This is a genomic window from Streptomyces sp. NPDC101776 (genome assembly GCF_044766845.1).
Taxonomy (GTDB): Bacteria; Actinomycetota; Actinomycetes; order Streptomycetales; family Streptomycetaceae; genus Streptomyces.
Genome location: NZ_JBIWMV010000043.1, coordinates 17,138 through 32,400, shown reverse-complemented (window position 1 = coordinate 32,400; position 15,263 = coordinate 17,138). Strand labels below are relative to the sequence as shown.

The 15,263-nt window shown below is 69.4% G+C and carries 13 protein-coding genes and 1 pseudogene; 8 read left to right on the top strand and 6 right to left on the bottom strand.

Features of this window, described 5'->3' with window-relative positions:
* Positions 1 to 110: 110 nt before the first annotated feature.
* Complete coding sequence (locus tag ACIRRY_RS50890; RefSeq protein WP_403987696.1) at positions 111 to 986, bottom strand: glycerophosphodiester phosphodiesterase; 876 nt, start codon at positions 984 to 986, stop codon at positions 111 to 113.
* 279 nt (positions 987 to 1,265) lie between these two features.
* Between ACIRRY_RS50890 and ACIRRY_RS50885 the strand changes: the two genes are divergently transcribed.
* The 7 genes from ACIRRY_RS50885 to ACIRRY_RS50855 all read left to right on the top strand — a co-directional run bounded on the left by ACIRRY_RS50885 (position 1,266) and on the right by ACIRRY_RS50855 (position 9,965).
* Complete coding sequence (locus tag ACIRRY_RS50885) at positions 1,266 to 2,129, top strand: MHYT domain-containing protein (RefSeq protein WP_403987693.1); 864 nt, start codon at positions 1,266 to 1,268, stop codon at positions 2,127 to 2,129.
* Between the two features lie 40 nt (positions 2,130 to 2,169).
* Positions 2,170 to 4,308: an excinuclease ABC subunit UvrB gene (uvrB, locus tag ACIRRY_RS50880; RefSeq protein WP_403987690.1), complete on the top strand. Its 2,139-nt coding sequence runs from the start codon at positions 2,170 to 2,172 to the stop codon at positions 4,306 to 4,308.
* 171 nt (positions 4,309 to 4,479) lie between these two features.
* Positions 4,480 to 5,058, top strand: a complete 579-nt coding sequence (locus tag ACIRRY_RS50875; RefSeq protein WP_033283094.1) for a TerD family protein — start codon at positions 4,480 to 4,482, stop codon at positions 5,056 to 5,058.
* A gap of 48 nt (positions 5,059 to 5,106) precedes the next feature.
* A complete protein-coding gene (locus tag ACIRRY_RS50870) occupies positions 5,107 to 7,122 on the top strand; it encodes a TerD family protein (RefSeq protein WP_403987688.1) in 2,016 nt (671 codons plus the stop codon).
* Between the two features lie 233 nt (positions 7,123 to 7,355).
* Positions 7,356 to 8,357 (top strand): TerC family protein, encoded by a 1,002-nt coding sequence (locus ACIRRY_RS50865; RefSeq protein WP_403987685.1) that lies wholly within the window; start codon positions 7,356 to 7,358, stop codon positions 8,355 to 8,357.
* A 128-nt stretch (positions 8,358 to 8,485) separates the two neighbouring features.
* Complete coding sequence (locus ACIRRY_RS50860; protein ID WP_403987682.1) at positions 8,486 to 8,800, top strand: hypothetical protein; 315 nt, start codon at positions 8,486 to 8,488, stop codon at positions 8,798 to 8,800.
* Positions 8,801 to 8,861: 61 nt separating this feature from the next.
* Positions 8,862 to 9,965: a calcium:proton antiporter gene (locus tag ACIRRY_RS50855; protein WP_403987681.1), complete on the top strand. Its 1,104-nt coding sequence runs from the start codon at positions 8,862 to 8,864 to the stop codon at positions 9,963 to 9,965.
* 85 nt (positions 9,966 to 10,050) lie between these two features.
* Here ACIRRY_RS50855 and ACIRRY_RS50850 read toward each other — a convergent pair whose 3' ends face one another.
* Positions 10,051 to 11,322 (bottom strand): MFS transporter, encoded by a 1,272-nt coding sequence (locus tag ACIRRY_RS50850; protein ID WP_403987678.1) that lies wholly within the window; start codon positions 11,320 to 11,322, stop codon positions 10,051 to 10,053.
* Positions 11,323 to 11,495: 173 nt separating this feature from the next.
* Here ACIRRY_RS50850 and aroQ point away from each other — a divergent pair, with 173 nt between their 5' ends.
* On the top strand, positions 11,496 to 11,969 hold the full coding sequence (gene aroQ / locus ACIRRY_RS50845) for a type II 3-dehydroquinate dehydratase (RefSeq protein ID WP_403987675.1): 474 nt from the start codon (positions 11,496 to 11,498) through the stop codon (positions 11,967 to 11,969).
* Between the two features lie 54 nt (positions 11,970 to 12,023).
* On the opposite strand, the gene ACIRRY_RS50840 is transcribed toward aroQ, so the two are convergent.
* From ACIRRY_RS50840 to ACIRRY_RS50825, 4 genes and pseudogenes are all read right to left on the bottom strand, one after another.
* Complete coding sequence (locus ACIRRY_RS50840; protein WP_403987672.1) at positions 12,024 to 12,785, bottom strand: amino acid ABC transporter ATP-binding protein; 762 nt, start codon at positions 12,783 to 12,785, stop codon at positions 12,024 to 12,026.
* Positions 12,782 to 13,699 carry an amino acid ABC transporter permease gene (locus tag ACIRRY_RS50835; protein ID WP_403987670.1) on the bottom strand — a complete coding sequence of 306 codons (918 nt, stop codon included), beginning with the start codon at positions 13,697 to 13,699 and terminating at the stop codon, positions 12,782 to 12,784. The genes ACIRRY_RS50840 and ACIRRY_RS50835 overlap by 4 nt, the downstream gene beginning before the upstream one ends.
* On the bottom strand, positions 13,696 to 14,580 hold the full coding sequence (locus ACIRRY_RS50830) for an ABC transporter substrate-binding protein (protein WP_403987667.1): 885 nt from the start codon (positions 14,578 to 14,580) through the stop codon (positions 13,696 to 13,698). The genes ACIRRY_RS50835 and ACIRRY_RS50830 overlap by 4 nt, the downstream gene beginning before the upstream one ends.
* 322 nt (positions 14,581 to 14,902) lie before the next feature.
* Positions 14,903 to 15,088: pseudogene (locus tag ACIRRY_RS50825) on the bottom strand (MBL fold metallo-hydrolase); the annotation flags it as partial.
* Positions 15,089 to 15,263: the final 175 nt, after the last annotated feature.

Genomic DNA, 15,263 nt, shown 5'->3' with positions numbered 1-15,263 from the left:
TCCACCCTCGAACGGGGGATCCGCCGAGACGACGACCTCACCCACGCCTACCGCGACTGGCTCCAAGCCGCTTGACAGGCAATAGGAGCATCAACGCCCCGCGAGCGGCCTCAGAACCCCTTCAGCGCGGACCGCACCACGTCCGGCTTGTTGGTGATGAGGCCGTCGACGCCGTACCCGGCGACCTTCCAGGCCGTGGGCGCGTCGTCGACCGTCCAGGCGTACACCTCCATCGGACGGCCGTGCGGGCCTGTGTGCCCGTGCACGGAGGTGACGTAGCCGAGGGAGATCGAGCCGTACGACGGGTTGATCAGATCGGTGAAGGCGGCGTACTCGTGGAGGGCGGACGCGGGGGGAGTGCCGAGGAAGCCGGTCCTGATGGCGGGCTTCAGGTCGTGCACGATGCGGATGCTGTCCGCGCTGAAGCTCTGCACGATCAGCCGGTCGTCGAGGTGTCCCTCGTCCAGCCATCCCTCGTTGCCCAGGAGCTTGAGGGCCTGCTGCTCGATGCCGGGGTACAGCTCCGGGTTCTTGATCTCCAGGAGCAGACTCTGGTCGTTGTGCTCCACCTCGCGCATGTACTGCGTGAGCGTGGGCACGCGCGTGCCTGCGTACGCGGGGCCGAACCAGCTTCCCGCGTCCAGACGCGCGATCTCGGCGGCGGTGAAGTCCTTCACCTTCCAGGGGGCCCGGTCGGGGAACATCTTCTGGACGTCGGTGGTGCGCTTCAGGCTGTCGTCGTGGATGACGACGAGTTCGCCGTCCTTGGTGCGCTGGACGTCGTTCTCGACCCACTGGAAGCCGAGCTGGGCCGCCTTGTCGATGGACGCCAGGGTGTTTTCGGGCGCATAGGAGGACGCGCCCCGGTGAGCGACGACCGTGGGCCACTGGGCGGCGTCGCCGGCCCGGGCGGCGGGGGAGGGGAGCAGAAGGGCGGCGGCCCCCAGGAGCGCGGTGGTCGAGGCGGCAACTGCGCGCAGGTGCATGCGTACTCCTCGCATCGAGCGATCACATACAGCTCAAGAGTGACAGCGGAACGTCACTACCCGTGGGGTACAGGATGGACACAGAATGAATGGAGTTGCCCGAGTCCGCTCACCGGTGCCGCACAACTGGGGCGAGGCCGTGTTTCTTTGCCGGAAAATCGTTCGACCATTCCGGTGGGGGTCATACTCTCTGCGTCGACCCTGACCGTTCCTGCGGTCCTGGGGCAGGGCGGGTTTCAGGAATTTGCGGGACGGAACAGGGCGGAAGGGTAACTGCGCATGCAGGGCACGGTCGACGGATTCAGCTACGGACTCGTCACACCGCTGGTGGCCTACCTCATGGCGTGCCTCGGTGGGGCCCTCGGTCTGCGCTGCACCACCAGATCGATGCTCGTGGCCCGGTCCTGGCGCCCCGGATGGCTCGCCCTCGGTTCGGCGGCGATCGGTTCCGGCATATGGACGATGCACTTCATCGCGATGATGGGTTTCTCGGTCCGCCAGACACCGGTCCACTACGACAAGCCGATGACCTTCGCGAGCCTCGCCGTCGCCATCGTCATGGTGGGCGTCGGGATCTTCATCGTGGGCTACAAGGGGGCCCGGGGGACCGCGCTCTTCACCGGCGGCACGCTCACCGGTCTGGGCATCGCCTCGATGCACTACCTGGGTATGGCCGGCATGCGCCTCAACGGAAAGCTCGAGTACAACACCTTCACCGTCTCCGTGTCCGTCGTCATAGCGGTCGTCGCCGCGATCAGCGCCCTCTGGGCGGCCGGACAGGTCCGCGGGATCCTGTGGAGCGTGGGCGCGAGCCTCGTCATGGGGCTCGCCGTCACCGGCATGCACTTCACCGGCATGGCCGCCCTCACCGTCCACGTCCACGGCACGGCCCCGACCACCGACGGAGTGTCGCCCGCGGCACTGCTCGCGCCCATGATGGTCGGCCCCCTCGCCTTCCTCCTCCTGGCCGGCGTCGTCGTGATGTTCGACCCGATGATGGTCATGGGGAAGCCCGCCCGGACCCCCGTCGAGCACAAGCCCGGCGTCCCGGCCGGCGCCCTCGTCCCGCACCCCCGGCGTACCCCCGTCCGCGTCGACCGGGACCTCGGACACCGCCCCTCCCGCACCCCGCAGAACCGCTGATCCGACCCCGTTGTCAGTGGCGGGTCGTACGGTTGGTTCCATGCGGCCCGTTTCCCACATCGAACGCACGGTGGCGCCTTTCGAGGTCGTCAGTTCCTACCAGCCCAGCGGCGACCAGCCGGCGGCCATCGCCGAGCTGGCCCGACGCGTCGAGGCAGGTGAGAAGGACGTCGTCCTGCTGGGCGCGACCGGCACCGGCAAGTCCGCCACCACCGCGTGGATGATCGAGAAGCTCCAGCGCCCCACCCTCGTGATGGCACCGAACAAGACCCTGGCCGCCCAGCTGGCCAACGAGTTCCGCGAGCTCCTGCCGAACAACGCGGTCGAGTACTTCGTCTCGTACTACGACTACTACCAGCCCGAGGCCTACGTCCCGCAGTCGGACACCTACATCGAGAAGGACTCCTCGGTCAACGAGGAGGTCGAGCGCCTGCGCCACTCCGCGACCAACTCGCTGCTCACCCGCCGCGACGTCATCGTCGTCGCCTCGGTCTCCTGCATCTACGGCCTCGGTACTCCGCAGGAGTACGTGGACCGCATGGTCCCCCTCAAGGTCGGCGACGAGATCGACCGCGACCAGCTGCTGCGCCGCTTCGTGGACATCCAGTACACGCGCAACGACGTGGCCTTCTCCCGGGGCACCTTCCGGGTCCGCGGCGACACCATCGAGATCTTCCCGGTCTACGAGGAACTGGCCGTCCGCATCGAGATGTTCGGTGACGAGATCGAGGCCCTCTCCACCCTCCACCCGCTCACCGGCGAGATCATCAGCGAGGACGAGCACCTCTACGTCTTCCCCGCCTCCCACTACATCGCGGGCCCCGAGCGCATGGAGCGGGCCGTCAACGACATCGAGAAGGAACTCGGCGAGCGGCTGGCCGAGATGGACAAGCAGGGCAAGCTCCTGGAGGCCCAGCGCCTGCGGATGCGGACCACGTACGACCTGGAGATGCTCCGCCAGATCGGCTCCTGCTCCGGCGTCGAGAACTACTCGATGCACTTCGACGGCCGTGAGCCGGGTTCCGCGCCGAACACCCTGATCGACTACTTCCCCGAGGACTTCCTGCTCGTCATCGACGAGTCGCACAACACGGTCCCGCAGATCGGCGCCATGTACGAGGGCGACGCCTCCCGCAAGCGCACCCTCGTCGACCACGGCTTCCGGCTGCCCTCCGCCCTGGACAACCGCCCCCTGAAGTGGGAGGAGTTCCAGAAGCGCATCGGACAGACGGTCTACCTGTCGGCGACCCCCGGCAAGTACGAACTCTCGCGCGCGGACGGCGCCGTCGAGCAGATCATCCGCCCCACCGGCCTCATCGACCCCGAGGTCGTCGTCAAGCCCACCGAGGGTCAGATCGACGACCTGGTGCACGAGATCCGCAAGCGCACCGAGAAGGACGAGCGGGTCCTGGTCACCACCCTCACCAAGAAGATGGCCGAGGACCTCACCGACTACTTCCTCGAACTCGGCATCCAGGTCCGCTACTTGCACAGCGACGTCGACACCCTGCGCCGTATCGAGCTGCTGCGCGAACTGCGCTCCGGCGAGTTCGACGTCCTGGTGGGCATCAACCTCCTCCGTGAGGGCCTCGACCTGCCCGAGGTGTCCCTGGTCGCCATCCTGGACGCCGACAAGGAGGGCTTCCTGCGCTCCGGCACCTCCCTGATCCAGACCATCGGCCGCGCGGCGCGCAACGTCTCCGGTCAGGTCCACATGTACGCCGACCGGATCACCCCGGCGATGGAGAAGGCCATCGAGGAGACCAACCGCCGCCGGGAGAAGCAGGTCGCGTACAACACGGAGCGGGGCATCGACCCCCAGCCGCTCCGCAAGAAGATCAACGACATCGTCGCGCAGATCGCCCGCGAGGACGTCGACACGGAGCAGTTGCTCGGCTCGGGCTACCGCAAGAACAAGGACGGCAAGGGCGCCAAGGCCCCCGTGCCCGCGCTCGGCGGCAAGGCCGCGAAGGCCGCCAGGTCCGCGAAGGGCAAGGCCCAGGCCGGGGTGCCGACCGACCGCCCGGCGGCCGAACTCGCCGAGCAGATCGAGCAGATGACGGAGCGCATGCGCGCCGCCGCCGCCGACCTGCAGTTCGAGGTCGCGGCCCGGCTGCGCGACGAGGTGCACGAGATGAAGAAGGAACTGCGGCAGATGAAGGAGGGGGGCCTGGCCTGATCGCCTGGCCTGACCGCGCGGGTGGAGCGCCGGACCTCGGGGTATGCGCTCTGTGTTGCAAGACCGACACAAAGTCCGATGCGGGGTTCGGCACTGTCAGTGCCGCTGCGTAGGGTTCTGGACATCCGCGGATTCCGCGGAAACAGGGGACAGTTCGAGAGGGGAACAGCCGTGACCGTCAACATGACCAAGGGTCAGGCCATCAGTCTGCAGAAGAATGACGGGTCAGGCCTGACCGCGGTCCGTATGGGTCTCGGCTGGCAGGCGGCTCCCCGGCGCGGCCTGTTCGGCTCGCGCACCCGGGAGATCGACCTCGACGCGTCCGCCGTGCTGTTCGCCGACAAGCAGCCGGTCGACGTGGTGTTCTTCCGCCACCTGGTGAGCGACGACGGCTCCGTGCGCCACACCGGTGACAATCTCGTCGGCGGTGTCGGCCAGGGCGGCGACGACGAGGCGATCCTCGTCGACCTCGCGCGCGTGCCGGTCCACATCGACCAGATCGTCTTCACCGTGAACTCCTTCACGGGCCAGACCTTCCAGGAGGTGCAGAACGCGTTCTGCCGCCTGGTCGACGAGACCAACGGCCAGGAGCTGGCCCGCTACACGCTGGCGGGCGGCGGCCAGTACACGGCGCAGATCATGGCGAAGGTGCACCGCACCGGCTCGGGCTGGACACTGACGGCCCTCGGTACGCCGACCAACGGCCGCACCTTCCAGGACCTGATGCCGGCGATCCTGCCGCACCTCTAGGACGGCCCGGCGCACACGAAACGACACGGCTGAGCAGGGGGACGAGCGATGGCAGCCGAGCTGGTGCGAGGGCAGAATCACCCGCTCTCCCAGGTGCACCTGGAGATCCGGGTCGCGGCGGGCAAACCGGTCGTGGCCGCCGCCGCGCTCGGTGACGAGCACGGCAGGATCCACGGCGTCGAGTGGGTGGCCCACCCGGGCACACCCACCCTGCCCGGCCTGGAGGTCTCCAAGCAGGCGGCCGCCGACCACCGCCTCGCGGTGGACCTGGGCGCCATGCCGGAGACCGTGCACCGCGTCAGCGTGCTGCTCGCCCTGCCCCTCGGCGCCGACGGCCCCGCCCGCTTCGGCGCTGTCGCCGCGCCCTTCGTCGCGGTCACCGGCCTCGACGGCACGGAGGTCGCCAGCTACACGATCACCGGCCTGGACGCCGAATCGGCCGTCGTGGCCCTGGAGTTGTACCGCCGACAGGGCGCCTGGAAAGTGCGCGCCGTCGGCCAGGGCTACGCGGGCGGCCTCGCCGAACTCCTCACCGACCAGGGTCTGCCCGAGGCACTCCACCTCGCCGGCAGCATCAACGAAGCGGTGGCCCAGGGCCTCGCCCGCTCCGTGGCAGCACCCCCGCCGCGCACCACGGACGGCGACCGCACCCGCCAGACGGCCACACCGGTCCCTGGCCCCGACACGAGCGGAACTACGACACCGCCGGGTGCCTCCGGAGCCGTAGCACCGCAACCGGGGTCTCCGTACGGGGCGCAGGGCACACCCGGTGCCGTAGCGCCGCAGTCCGGATACGACAGTGGTGCGGCGACCGCGAATCCCTCCGCCCAGGCTGCCGGCGGCGGGTCGATCGACTACAGCCACCCGCGTCGGCAGAGCGGGGCGCCCCCGGCACCCGCGCCGACCGCGCCGCCTGCTGCGCCCGGGCAGCCCGCGCGGCCCGTCGCCGGGGACGCGACCGGGTGGTCGATGGAGGAGCGGCTCTACAACCAGGTGTGGGGTATGTTCGAGGACCTGGCCCGCACCATGGCCGCGTACCGCAGCGCGGTCGACTTCGCCGACGCGCGCATGGAGAAGGAACTCGACCAGGCCCTGTCCGATCCGCGCAGCCGGATCGGCGGTCAGGGCGACACGGCCCGCGAGACGGCCCAGGCCAAGCACGCCCACCTCGTCGACCAGGCGCGGGCGGCCCTCGACAGGGATCTCGCCCAGCTCGCCGCCGAGTCCGAGGTGGTCGAACCCGCGCTTCCGCTCGCCTTCGCCGGCTGGGACAACCCGGTCTGGCACGGCTACCGCGTCCCGATGGAGATCCCCATGGCCCTGCGCCTCGGCGATCTCCACCTCCCGGAGAGCCCGGATCTGCGCATCCCGATGCTGGTGCGGCTGCCGCTGGAGCGCGGCCTGTGGATCGACAGCGGTGGCGGGGAGTCCCTCGACGGCTCGTTCGTCGACTCGCACGAACTGCGGCGCCTCGCGCTGGACACGGCCGTGGCACACGCGGCCCGGCTGCTCGCCGTCTATCCGACGGGCGAGTTCGCCGTGCACGTCATCGACCCGGCCGGCTCGGCGGCGCAGGCGCTGGTCCCGCTGGTGCACACCGGCGTCCTCGCGGCGCCGCCCGCCGTGGGCGCCGCCGGGGTGGCGGACGTCCTGACCCGGCTCACCCAGCGGGTGGACCTGGTACAGATGGCCGTGCGCGGGGGCGCCGCCGACTCGCTGCCGCCCGGTCTCGACACGGCCGAGCAACTGCTGATCGTCAACGACTTCCCGCACGGCTTCGACGACCGGGCCGTGACCCAGCTCCGCTATCTCGCGGACGAGGGCCCGTCCGTCGGCGTCCATCTGATGATGGTCGCGGACCGTGAGGACGCCGCGGGCTACGGCCCGTTGCTCGACCCCCTCTGGCGTTCGCTGATGCGACTCACCCCGCTGCCCGACGACCACCTCGCCGACCCCTGGGTCGGACACGCCTGGACCTACGAGCCCTCGCGCGTGCCGCCCGGCAGTCAGGTCCTGCGGCAGGTGCTGACAGAGGTCGCGACGGCCCGCACCAAGCACAGGTAAGGCCTCCTCACCTGCACTTTTATCCTTTCTTTGGTAATTGCTTTACCTTTCCTTGGTGGTTGGGGTAGGCTTTTCCGTACGGAGGGGAGTACTCCCTATCTGCTGCGGCGTACCCGTCAATACGGATCAGGCCAGATCCCGGGGCGTCGGCCCTGGACGCCCGTCCAAGGTGGAAGAGACCTCCGGTAGCGACGACGCTGACCATTTGCCGTTAATACCGCCGGAGGACAGTAGTGGATGTTTCCGTGACCCTGTGGGTCCTGACCATCGTGGGGCTGGCCGCCCTCATCGCCGTCGACTTCTTCATCGGCCGCAAGCCGCATGACGTGTCGATCAAGGAAGCCGGAATCTGGACGGTCGTCTGGATCGCCCTCGCCGGACTCTTCGGACTCGGCCTGCTCCTCTTCGGGGGCGGCCAGGCGGGCGGGGAGTTCTTTGCCGGCTTCATCACCGAGAAGTCGCTGAGCGTCGACAACCTCTTCGTCTTCGTCCTGATCATGGCGAAGTTCGCCGTGCCCTCGCAGTACCAACAGCGGGTGCTGCTCGTCGGCGTCCTCATAGCCCTGGTCCTGCGGGCCATCTTCATCGCGGCCGGCGCGGCCGTCCTCGCCAACTTCGCGTGGGTCTTCTACATCTTCGGCGCCTTCCTCATCTGGACCGCCTGGAAGCTCATCCAGGAGGCCAGGGCCGACGACGAGGAAGAGGAGTTCGAGGAGAACAAGCTGCTCAAGGCCGCCGAGCGCCGCTTCGGTGTGGCCGACCGCTACCACGGCACCAAGCTGTGGATCCGGGAGAACGGCAAGCGGGTCATGACCCCGATGCTGGTCGTCATGCTCGCCATCGGTACGACGGACGTGCTGTTCGCCCTGGACTCCATCCCCGCGATCTTCGGCCTGACCCAGGACCCGTACATCGTGTTCACGGCCAACGCCTTCGCGCTGATGGGCCTGCGGCAGCTCTACTTCCTCATCGGCGGCCTGCTGAGGAAGCTGGTCCACCTCAGCTACGGCCTGTCGGTCATCCTCGGCTTCATCGGCGTCAAGCTGGTGCTGCACGCGCTGCACGAGTCCGGGGTGCACGTCCCGGAGATCTCCATCCCGGTCTCCCTGGGTGTGATCTGCGGGGTCCTGATCGTCACCACGATCACCAGCCTGATGGCCAACAAGAAGACGGCGGCGGCCGAGGCGGCGCGGACGGGGACCGAAGGCGCTCCGAAGGACAGCATCGACGCCTGACCACGCCCGACGTAGGAACAACAAGCACCGGGAGCACCGCACGATGAATTGCCGACCACCGCTCCCGGTGCTTCGTTGGATACCGAGCGCACCCGGCCCGGGAGCGCCACGGCCGGGTGGAGGCATCCGTGGACGCAACGATGAAATTCGTGCAGATCGTCGACTTCGAGACCGACCGCTTCGACGAGATGCGGGCGGTGGCCGAGGAGGCGGACAAGCGCTTCGCGGGCCGTTCCGGCGGGCCGACGCACCGCCTCGTCCTGCGGGACCGGAACAAGCCGGGGCATGTCCTCGTCGTGATCGAGTTCGACTCGTACGAGGACGCCATGCGCAACAGCAACGACCCCGGGACCACCGAATTCGCCCAGCAGATGGCTGCGTTGTGTACCAGGCCGCCGTCGTTCACCGACTGCGACGTACTGGACATGACCGAGTTCAAGTAGCGCGGTACAGGTCCCGCAGCGCCGGAGTGCGGGGCCTGTGCGCCTCTGCGAGGATCGCTCCATGATCACTCGGCTCAGGTCGCTCACCACCCGGTGGACGACCCTCGTACCGGTGCTCGCGGCCGTTCTCCTGGTCTTCACCTGGGGGCGGAAGGACCTGCCCGGCGTGGTCGTCGCCCTGGTGACGGTGGTTCTCGCCGGCGCCGTGCTGGCCGCGGTGCACCACGCCGAGGTGATCGCCCATCGCGTCGGCGAACCCTTCGGCTCCCTGGTCCTCGCCGTCGCGGTCACGATCATCGAGGTCGCCCTGATCGTCACCCTGATGGCCGACGGCGGCGACAAGAGCTCGACCCTCGCCAGGGACACCGTCTTCGCGGCCGTCATGATCACCTGCAACGGCATCGTCGGCCTGGTCCTCATCGTCGCCTCGCTGCGCCACGGCACGGCGGTCTTCAACCCCGAGGGCACCGGCGCCGCCCTCGCCACCGTCGCGACCCTGGCCACGCTCAGCCTGGTCCTGCCGACCTTCACCACCAGCAAGCCCGGCCCGGAGTTCTCCGGCGCCCAGCTCACCTTCGCCGCACTCTCCTCACTCGCCCTGTACGGCCTCTTCGTGGCCACCCAGACCGTGCGGCACCGCGACTACTTCCTGCCGGTCTCCCGGCAGGGCGAGACGATCACCAAGGACCACCACGCGGACGCGCCGTCCGCCCGCACCGCCCTGATCAGCCTCGGCCTGCTGGGCCTCGCCCTGATCGGCGTGGTCGGACTGGCCAAGGGTGTGTCGCCGACCATCGAGTCCGGCGTCGAGGCGGCGGGACTGCACCACGCCGTGGTCGGCGTGATCATCGCGCTGCTCGTGCTGCTCCCCGAGACCATCGCCGCCCTGCGCTCCGCCCGCCGCGACCGGGTACAGACCAGCCTCAACCTCGCGCTCGGCTCCGCGATGGCCAGCATCGGGCTCACCATCCCCGCCGTCGCCCTGGCGTCCATCTGGCTCTCCGGACCACTCGTCCTCGGCCTCGGCTCCACCCACATGGTGCTGCTCGCCCTGACGATCGTGGTGAGTTCGCTGACAGTGGTACCGGGACGCGCGACACCGCTCCAGGGTGGGGTCCATCTGGTGCTGTTCGCGGCCTACTTGGAGCTGGCGATCAATCCGTAGCACGCGCGGAGTTCTGTGGCGCGAGGTGTTCCGGATGGGACGTAAAGGCTTGCGCAAGCCTTTACGTCCCCTCCCGCGCAAGCCCTCACCCGGCGACCGGCTCCGGGACCACCACCGCCACCGGCCGGGTCTCCGGCAGCAGCGCGAAGCAGCCCAGGCTGAACAGCGCGACCCCGGTCAGATAGGCACCCACGCCCCAGGGGACGCGTCCGCTGTGCTCGGCGAGCGCCGTCGCCACGATCGGGGTGAGCGCGCCGCCGAGAACCCCGCCGAGGTTGTAGCCCACGGCGGCGCCCGTGCAGCGCACCCGCGGCTCGTACAACTCCGGCAGATACGCGCCGAGCACGGCGAACATCGTCACGAACGCGAGCAGCGCCCCGAGGAAGCCGAGGAACATCAGCAGCGGCGCACCCGTGGCGAGCAGCGCGACCATCGGGAACATCCACAGCGCGGCGGCCGCGCACCCCAGCAGACACAGCGGCCGGCGCCCGTAGCGGTCGCTCAGCATCGCCACCAGCGGGGTCAGCGAACCCTTCACCACCACGGCGGCCATGATGCAGGCCAGCATCTCGGTACGGCCGACCCCGAGCCGCTCGGTGCCGTAGGCGAGGGACCAGGTCGTCACCGCGTAGAAGATCGCGTACCCCACGGACAGCGCCCCGGCGGTCAGCAGCACCAACCGCCAGTGGTCGCGCGCGACTTCGGTGAGCGGCACGCGCGCGTGGTCGTCGATCTCCAGGAACCGGGGACTCTCGGCGAGCGACGAACGCAGCCACAGCCCGCCCAGGGCCAGCACCCCGGCCACCCAGAAGGGCACCCGCCAACCCCACTGCGCGAACTGCGCGTCCGTCAGGGTCGCCGACAGCGCCAGCATCACGCCGTTGGCCAGCACGAACCCCACCGCGGGGCCGATCTGCGGAAAGCTCGACCACAGTCCGCGCCGTCCGGCCGGCGCGTGCTCGGCGGTCAGCAGCACCGCCCCGCCCCACTCCCCGCCGAGCCCCAGCCCCTGCAGAAAACGCAGGCCCAGAAGGAGCACGGGAGCGGCCACCCCGATCGAGCCGTACGACGGTACGCAGCCGACCGCGACCGTCGAGGCACCGGTCAGCAGCAGGGAGGCGACCAGGACCGGCCGCCGTCCGCGCCGGTCCCCGAAGTGCCCGAACAGGATCGAGCCCAGTGGCCGTGCCACGAAGCCCACGCCGAACGTGCCGAAAGCGGCCAGTGTCCCCGCCACCGGCGAGAACGTCGGGAAGAACAGGGGGCCGAGAACCAGGGCCGCCGCCGTGCCGTAGACGAAGAAGTCGTAGAACTCGATCGCGGTGCCGACCAGGGAGGCGGTCGCGAGGCGGAGCATGGACGGGGTGCTTACGGTGGGTGCATCACGCATGCCGCGTCAACTACCCACAGTGAACGACGGTTACGGGGGCGCGCGGTGGTGCGGGGGCGGCGTGATAGACCGGGTCCGAGCAGCGGCCGTCGACCGGCGGTCCCGCCTGCGACGACATGTCCGAACGGACCGGAGGAACCGTGCCCCGCACCCTGGCCAACGCCCCGATCATGATCCTCAACGGCCCCAACCTGAACCTCCTGGGCCAGCGCCAGCCGGAGATCTACGGCTCCGACACGCTCGCCGACGTCGAGGCCCTGTGCGTCAAGGCGGCGGCCGGGCACGGCGGCACGGTGGACTTCCGGCAGTCCAACCACGAGGGCGAACTGGTCGACTGGATCCACGAGGCGCGGCTCGACCACTGCGGCATCGTGATCAACCCGGGGGCGTACTCGCACACCTCCGTCGCCATCCTGGATGCCCTCAACACCTGTGACGGGCTACCGGTGTTGGAGGTCCACATCTCCAACATCCACCAGCGCGAGTCGTTCCGGCACCACTCGTACGTCTCGCTGCGTGCCGACGGTGTCATCGCGGGGTGCGGAGTGCAGGGGTACGTGTTCGGGGTGGAGCGCGTCGCCGCGCTGGCGGGGGCGGGCAAGGCCGACACGTAGGGCGTAAGCACCGGCCTCCAGGCGTACGCCCCTTACAGACCGGGCGGACCGCTGCTACAGCCGGCCCGCCTCCACGATCCGTCGCAGGAAGCGTTGTGTGCGCTCCTGCTGCGGGTCGCCGAAGATCTGCTGGGCGGTGCCGCGCTCCAGGACCACGCCTCCGTCCAGGAAACAGACCTGGTCGGCGACGTCCCGGGCGAAGCCCATCTCGTGCGTGGCCAGCATCATGGTCATGCCCTCGCCCTTCAAGTCCCGGACGACGGCGAGCACTTCACCGACCAGCTCGGGGTCGAGCGCGGCGGTGATCTCGTCGAAGAGCAGCAGCCGGGGCCGTACGGCCAGGGCGCGCACGATCGCCACCCGCTGCTGCTGACCACCGCTCAGCCGGTCCGGATAGGCGCCCGCCTTGTCCCCGAGCCCGAGCCGCTCCAGCAGCTCACGCGCGTGTGCCTCGGCCTCCGCGCGGGACGCACCGTGCACCCGGCGCGGGGCCAGGGTGATGTTCTCCAGGACCGTCATGTGCGGGAACAGGTTGTACGCCTGGAACACCACGCCGATACGGCGCCGTATCGCGTCCTGGTCGACGCGCGGGTCGGTGATCTCCTCGCCGTCCAGCCAGATCGCGCCGTCGTCGATGTCCTCCAGGAGGTTCGCGCACCGCAGCAGCGTCGACTTGCCGGAGCCGGAGGCGCCGATCAGCGCCGTCACGGTGTGCTGCGGGACCTCCAGGTCGACGTCCCGCAGGACGACCGACGTACCGAAGGTCTTGCGGACGGACTCCATGCGCAGCACGGGGGAAGTGTTGTCGGTGCTCATGTCATGCCTCCCTGGGCGCGCTGCCGGTCCATCCGCGCGGTCACCCAGTCCGTGAAGCGGGTCATCGGGATGGTCAGCGCCACGAAGACGAGCCCCGCGACGATGTACGGCGTGTAGTTCAGGGCGCGCTGCGCGATGATGTCGGACGCCCGTACGGCGTCGATCGCGCCGCCGATCGACACGAGCCCGGTGTCCTTCTGGAGCGACACCAGATCGTTCAACAAGGGGGGCACCTGCCGGCGTACGGCCTGGGGGAGCACCACGTGCCGCAGCGCCTGCCGGTTGGTCAGGCCCAGGGAGCGGGCCGCCGCGCGCTGCGAGGGATGCACGGACTCGATGCCGGCGCGGAACACCTCGGCGACGTACGCCGAGTACGTCAGCACCAGCGCCGTACCGCCCAGCCACACGGGGTCGACGGTCACGCCCTGGAGACGCAGAGCGGGCACTCCGAAGACCACGATCATCAGGTTGATGATGAGCGGCAGCCCGCGGAAGAAGTCCGTGTACGCCGCCGCCAGCACCCGCAGGGGGAAGAACACCGGGCCGCGCAGGGTGCGCGCGATGGCGATCAGCATCCCCAGGACGAGCACCAGGACACCGCAGATCAGCAGCAGCCGGATGTTCAGCCACAGTCCTTCGAGGACCTTGGGGAACGCCTCGCGCGCGTAGTGCCCGTCGAAGAACGTCTCCTTGGTGCGCTCCCAGCCCGGCGCGCTGACCACGACCAGATACAGGACGACGGCCGTGACCAGGGTCGACACCGCGGCGATCGCGGTCGCGCGACGGGCACGCGCGTGTTTGTGACTCTCGCGGTCCAGGCGCCGCTGCGAGGGGACGTACGCGTCGCCCCCGCCGGGCATGTCGCCCTTGTCGTCCGCGGCCTCCCGGCCCGACTCGCCCTTCACCACGGTCACTTGAGGACCGGGGCGTCAACGGCGTCGGACAGCCACTGCTTCTCCAGCGCGGCGAGCGTGCCGTCCTTGCGGAGCGCGTCCACGGCCGACGTCACGCAGGAGGTGAGGTCGCTGCCCTTGTCGAGGACGAGCCCGAACTGCTCGGGCGTGCCGCCCTGGTTCTCGAACTGGCCGACGATCTTGGCGTTGGTGACCTCGGCCGAGGTGATGTAGAAGGCGGTCGGCAGGTCGACGACGATCGCGTCGACCTGGCCGTTCTTGAGCGCGGAGACGGCCTGGTCGTTCTTGGAGAACGCGGCCTCCTGCTGCGTCGGCTTCACCACGTCGCTGATGTAGTTCAGGCTCGTGGTGCCGACCTGGGCGCCCAGCTTGAGGCCCTTCAGGTCCGCGATGCTCGTCGCCTTGGAGGCCTTGCTGCTCTTGAGCGCGATGACGGCCTGACGCACGTCGTAGTAGCCGGACGAGAAGTCGACGGCCTTCTTGCGCTCGGCGCTGATCGACACCTGGTTGATGTCGAAGTCGAAGGTCTTCACGCCGGGCGCGAAGGCCTTGTTGAAGGGGACGCTCTGCCAGACGACGGCGCTCTTGTCGTAGCCGAGCTGCTTCGCCACGGCGTACGCGACCGCCGACTCGAAGCCCTTGCCGTTGGCCGGCTTGTCGTCCTCGAACCAGGGCTCGTACGCCGGTTCGTCCGTCGCGATCGTCAGCTTGCCGGAGGTCTGGGTGGCCAACTTGCCCTTGGCGCAGGTGGTCGCGGTCGAACCGGAGGCCTGGTCGGAGGCTTTGTCCTCCGGTTGCGGAGCACAGCCGACGGCGGTGGCGAGCAGGGCTACGGTTGCGGCGGATATCGCGCGGCGCAGTACGCGAGGGGCAAGATGCATGGCGGGAGAGTGACAGTCGGACGTCCTGATTGTCCAGGTCACAGCACAGATTGTCCGCATAGTGGGAACACGTGTTGCGCCCTTGTGAACAACGCCTGTGCGGTGCGGATCCCGGCCCGCTCGCCGGGGCCGCCGGTCGAGGGCGGGGATCGATGGACCGGCGGCCCATCCGCGCAGGAGCCGTCGTCCTGAGCGGGGCTGCTTCCAGTTGACCGCGCAACCACGTGTGTCGGGAGCGCGCGTGGGACACCGGCGCGTGCGAAGGATTCACACGGGGCGCGTGCGCACCGGTTCACGCCCCGCGTTCACTCCCGGCCGATGCTCACCACCCGCGCGCGTGCCACTCGGGCAGATGCGGGCGCTCGGCGCCCAGGGTGGTGTCGTTGCCGTGTCCCGGGTAGACCCAGGTCTCGTCCGGGAGCGCGCCGAAGATCTTCGTCTCGACGTCGTGGATCAGACTGGCGAACGCCTCGGGGTCTTTACGGGTGTTGCCCACACCGCCCGGGAACCCACTGGTCACCCGGTGAACAAGAGCGGCCTGACCTGCGAAGATGCCTCGTACCTTCTCAAACCCGGAGGTGCGGCCACGCTAGAGCGGGTACCGGTTGGACATGGCGGTGCAGGTCTCGGCACCGTCTGCCCAGGACCACACACTCTGCTCAGGCGAAACGGTTCCGGTCCAC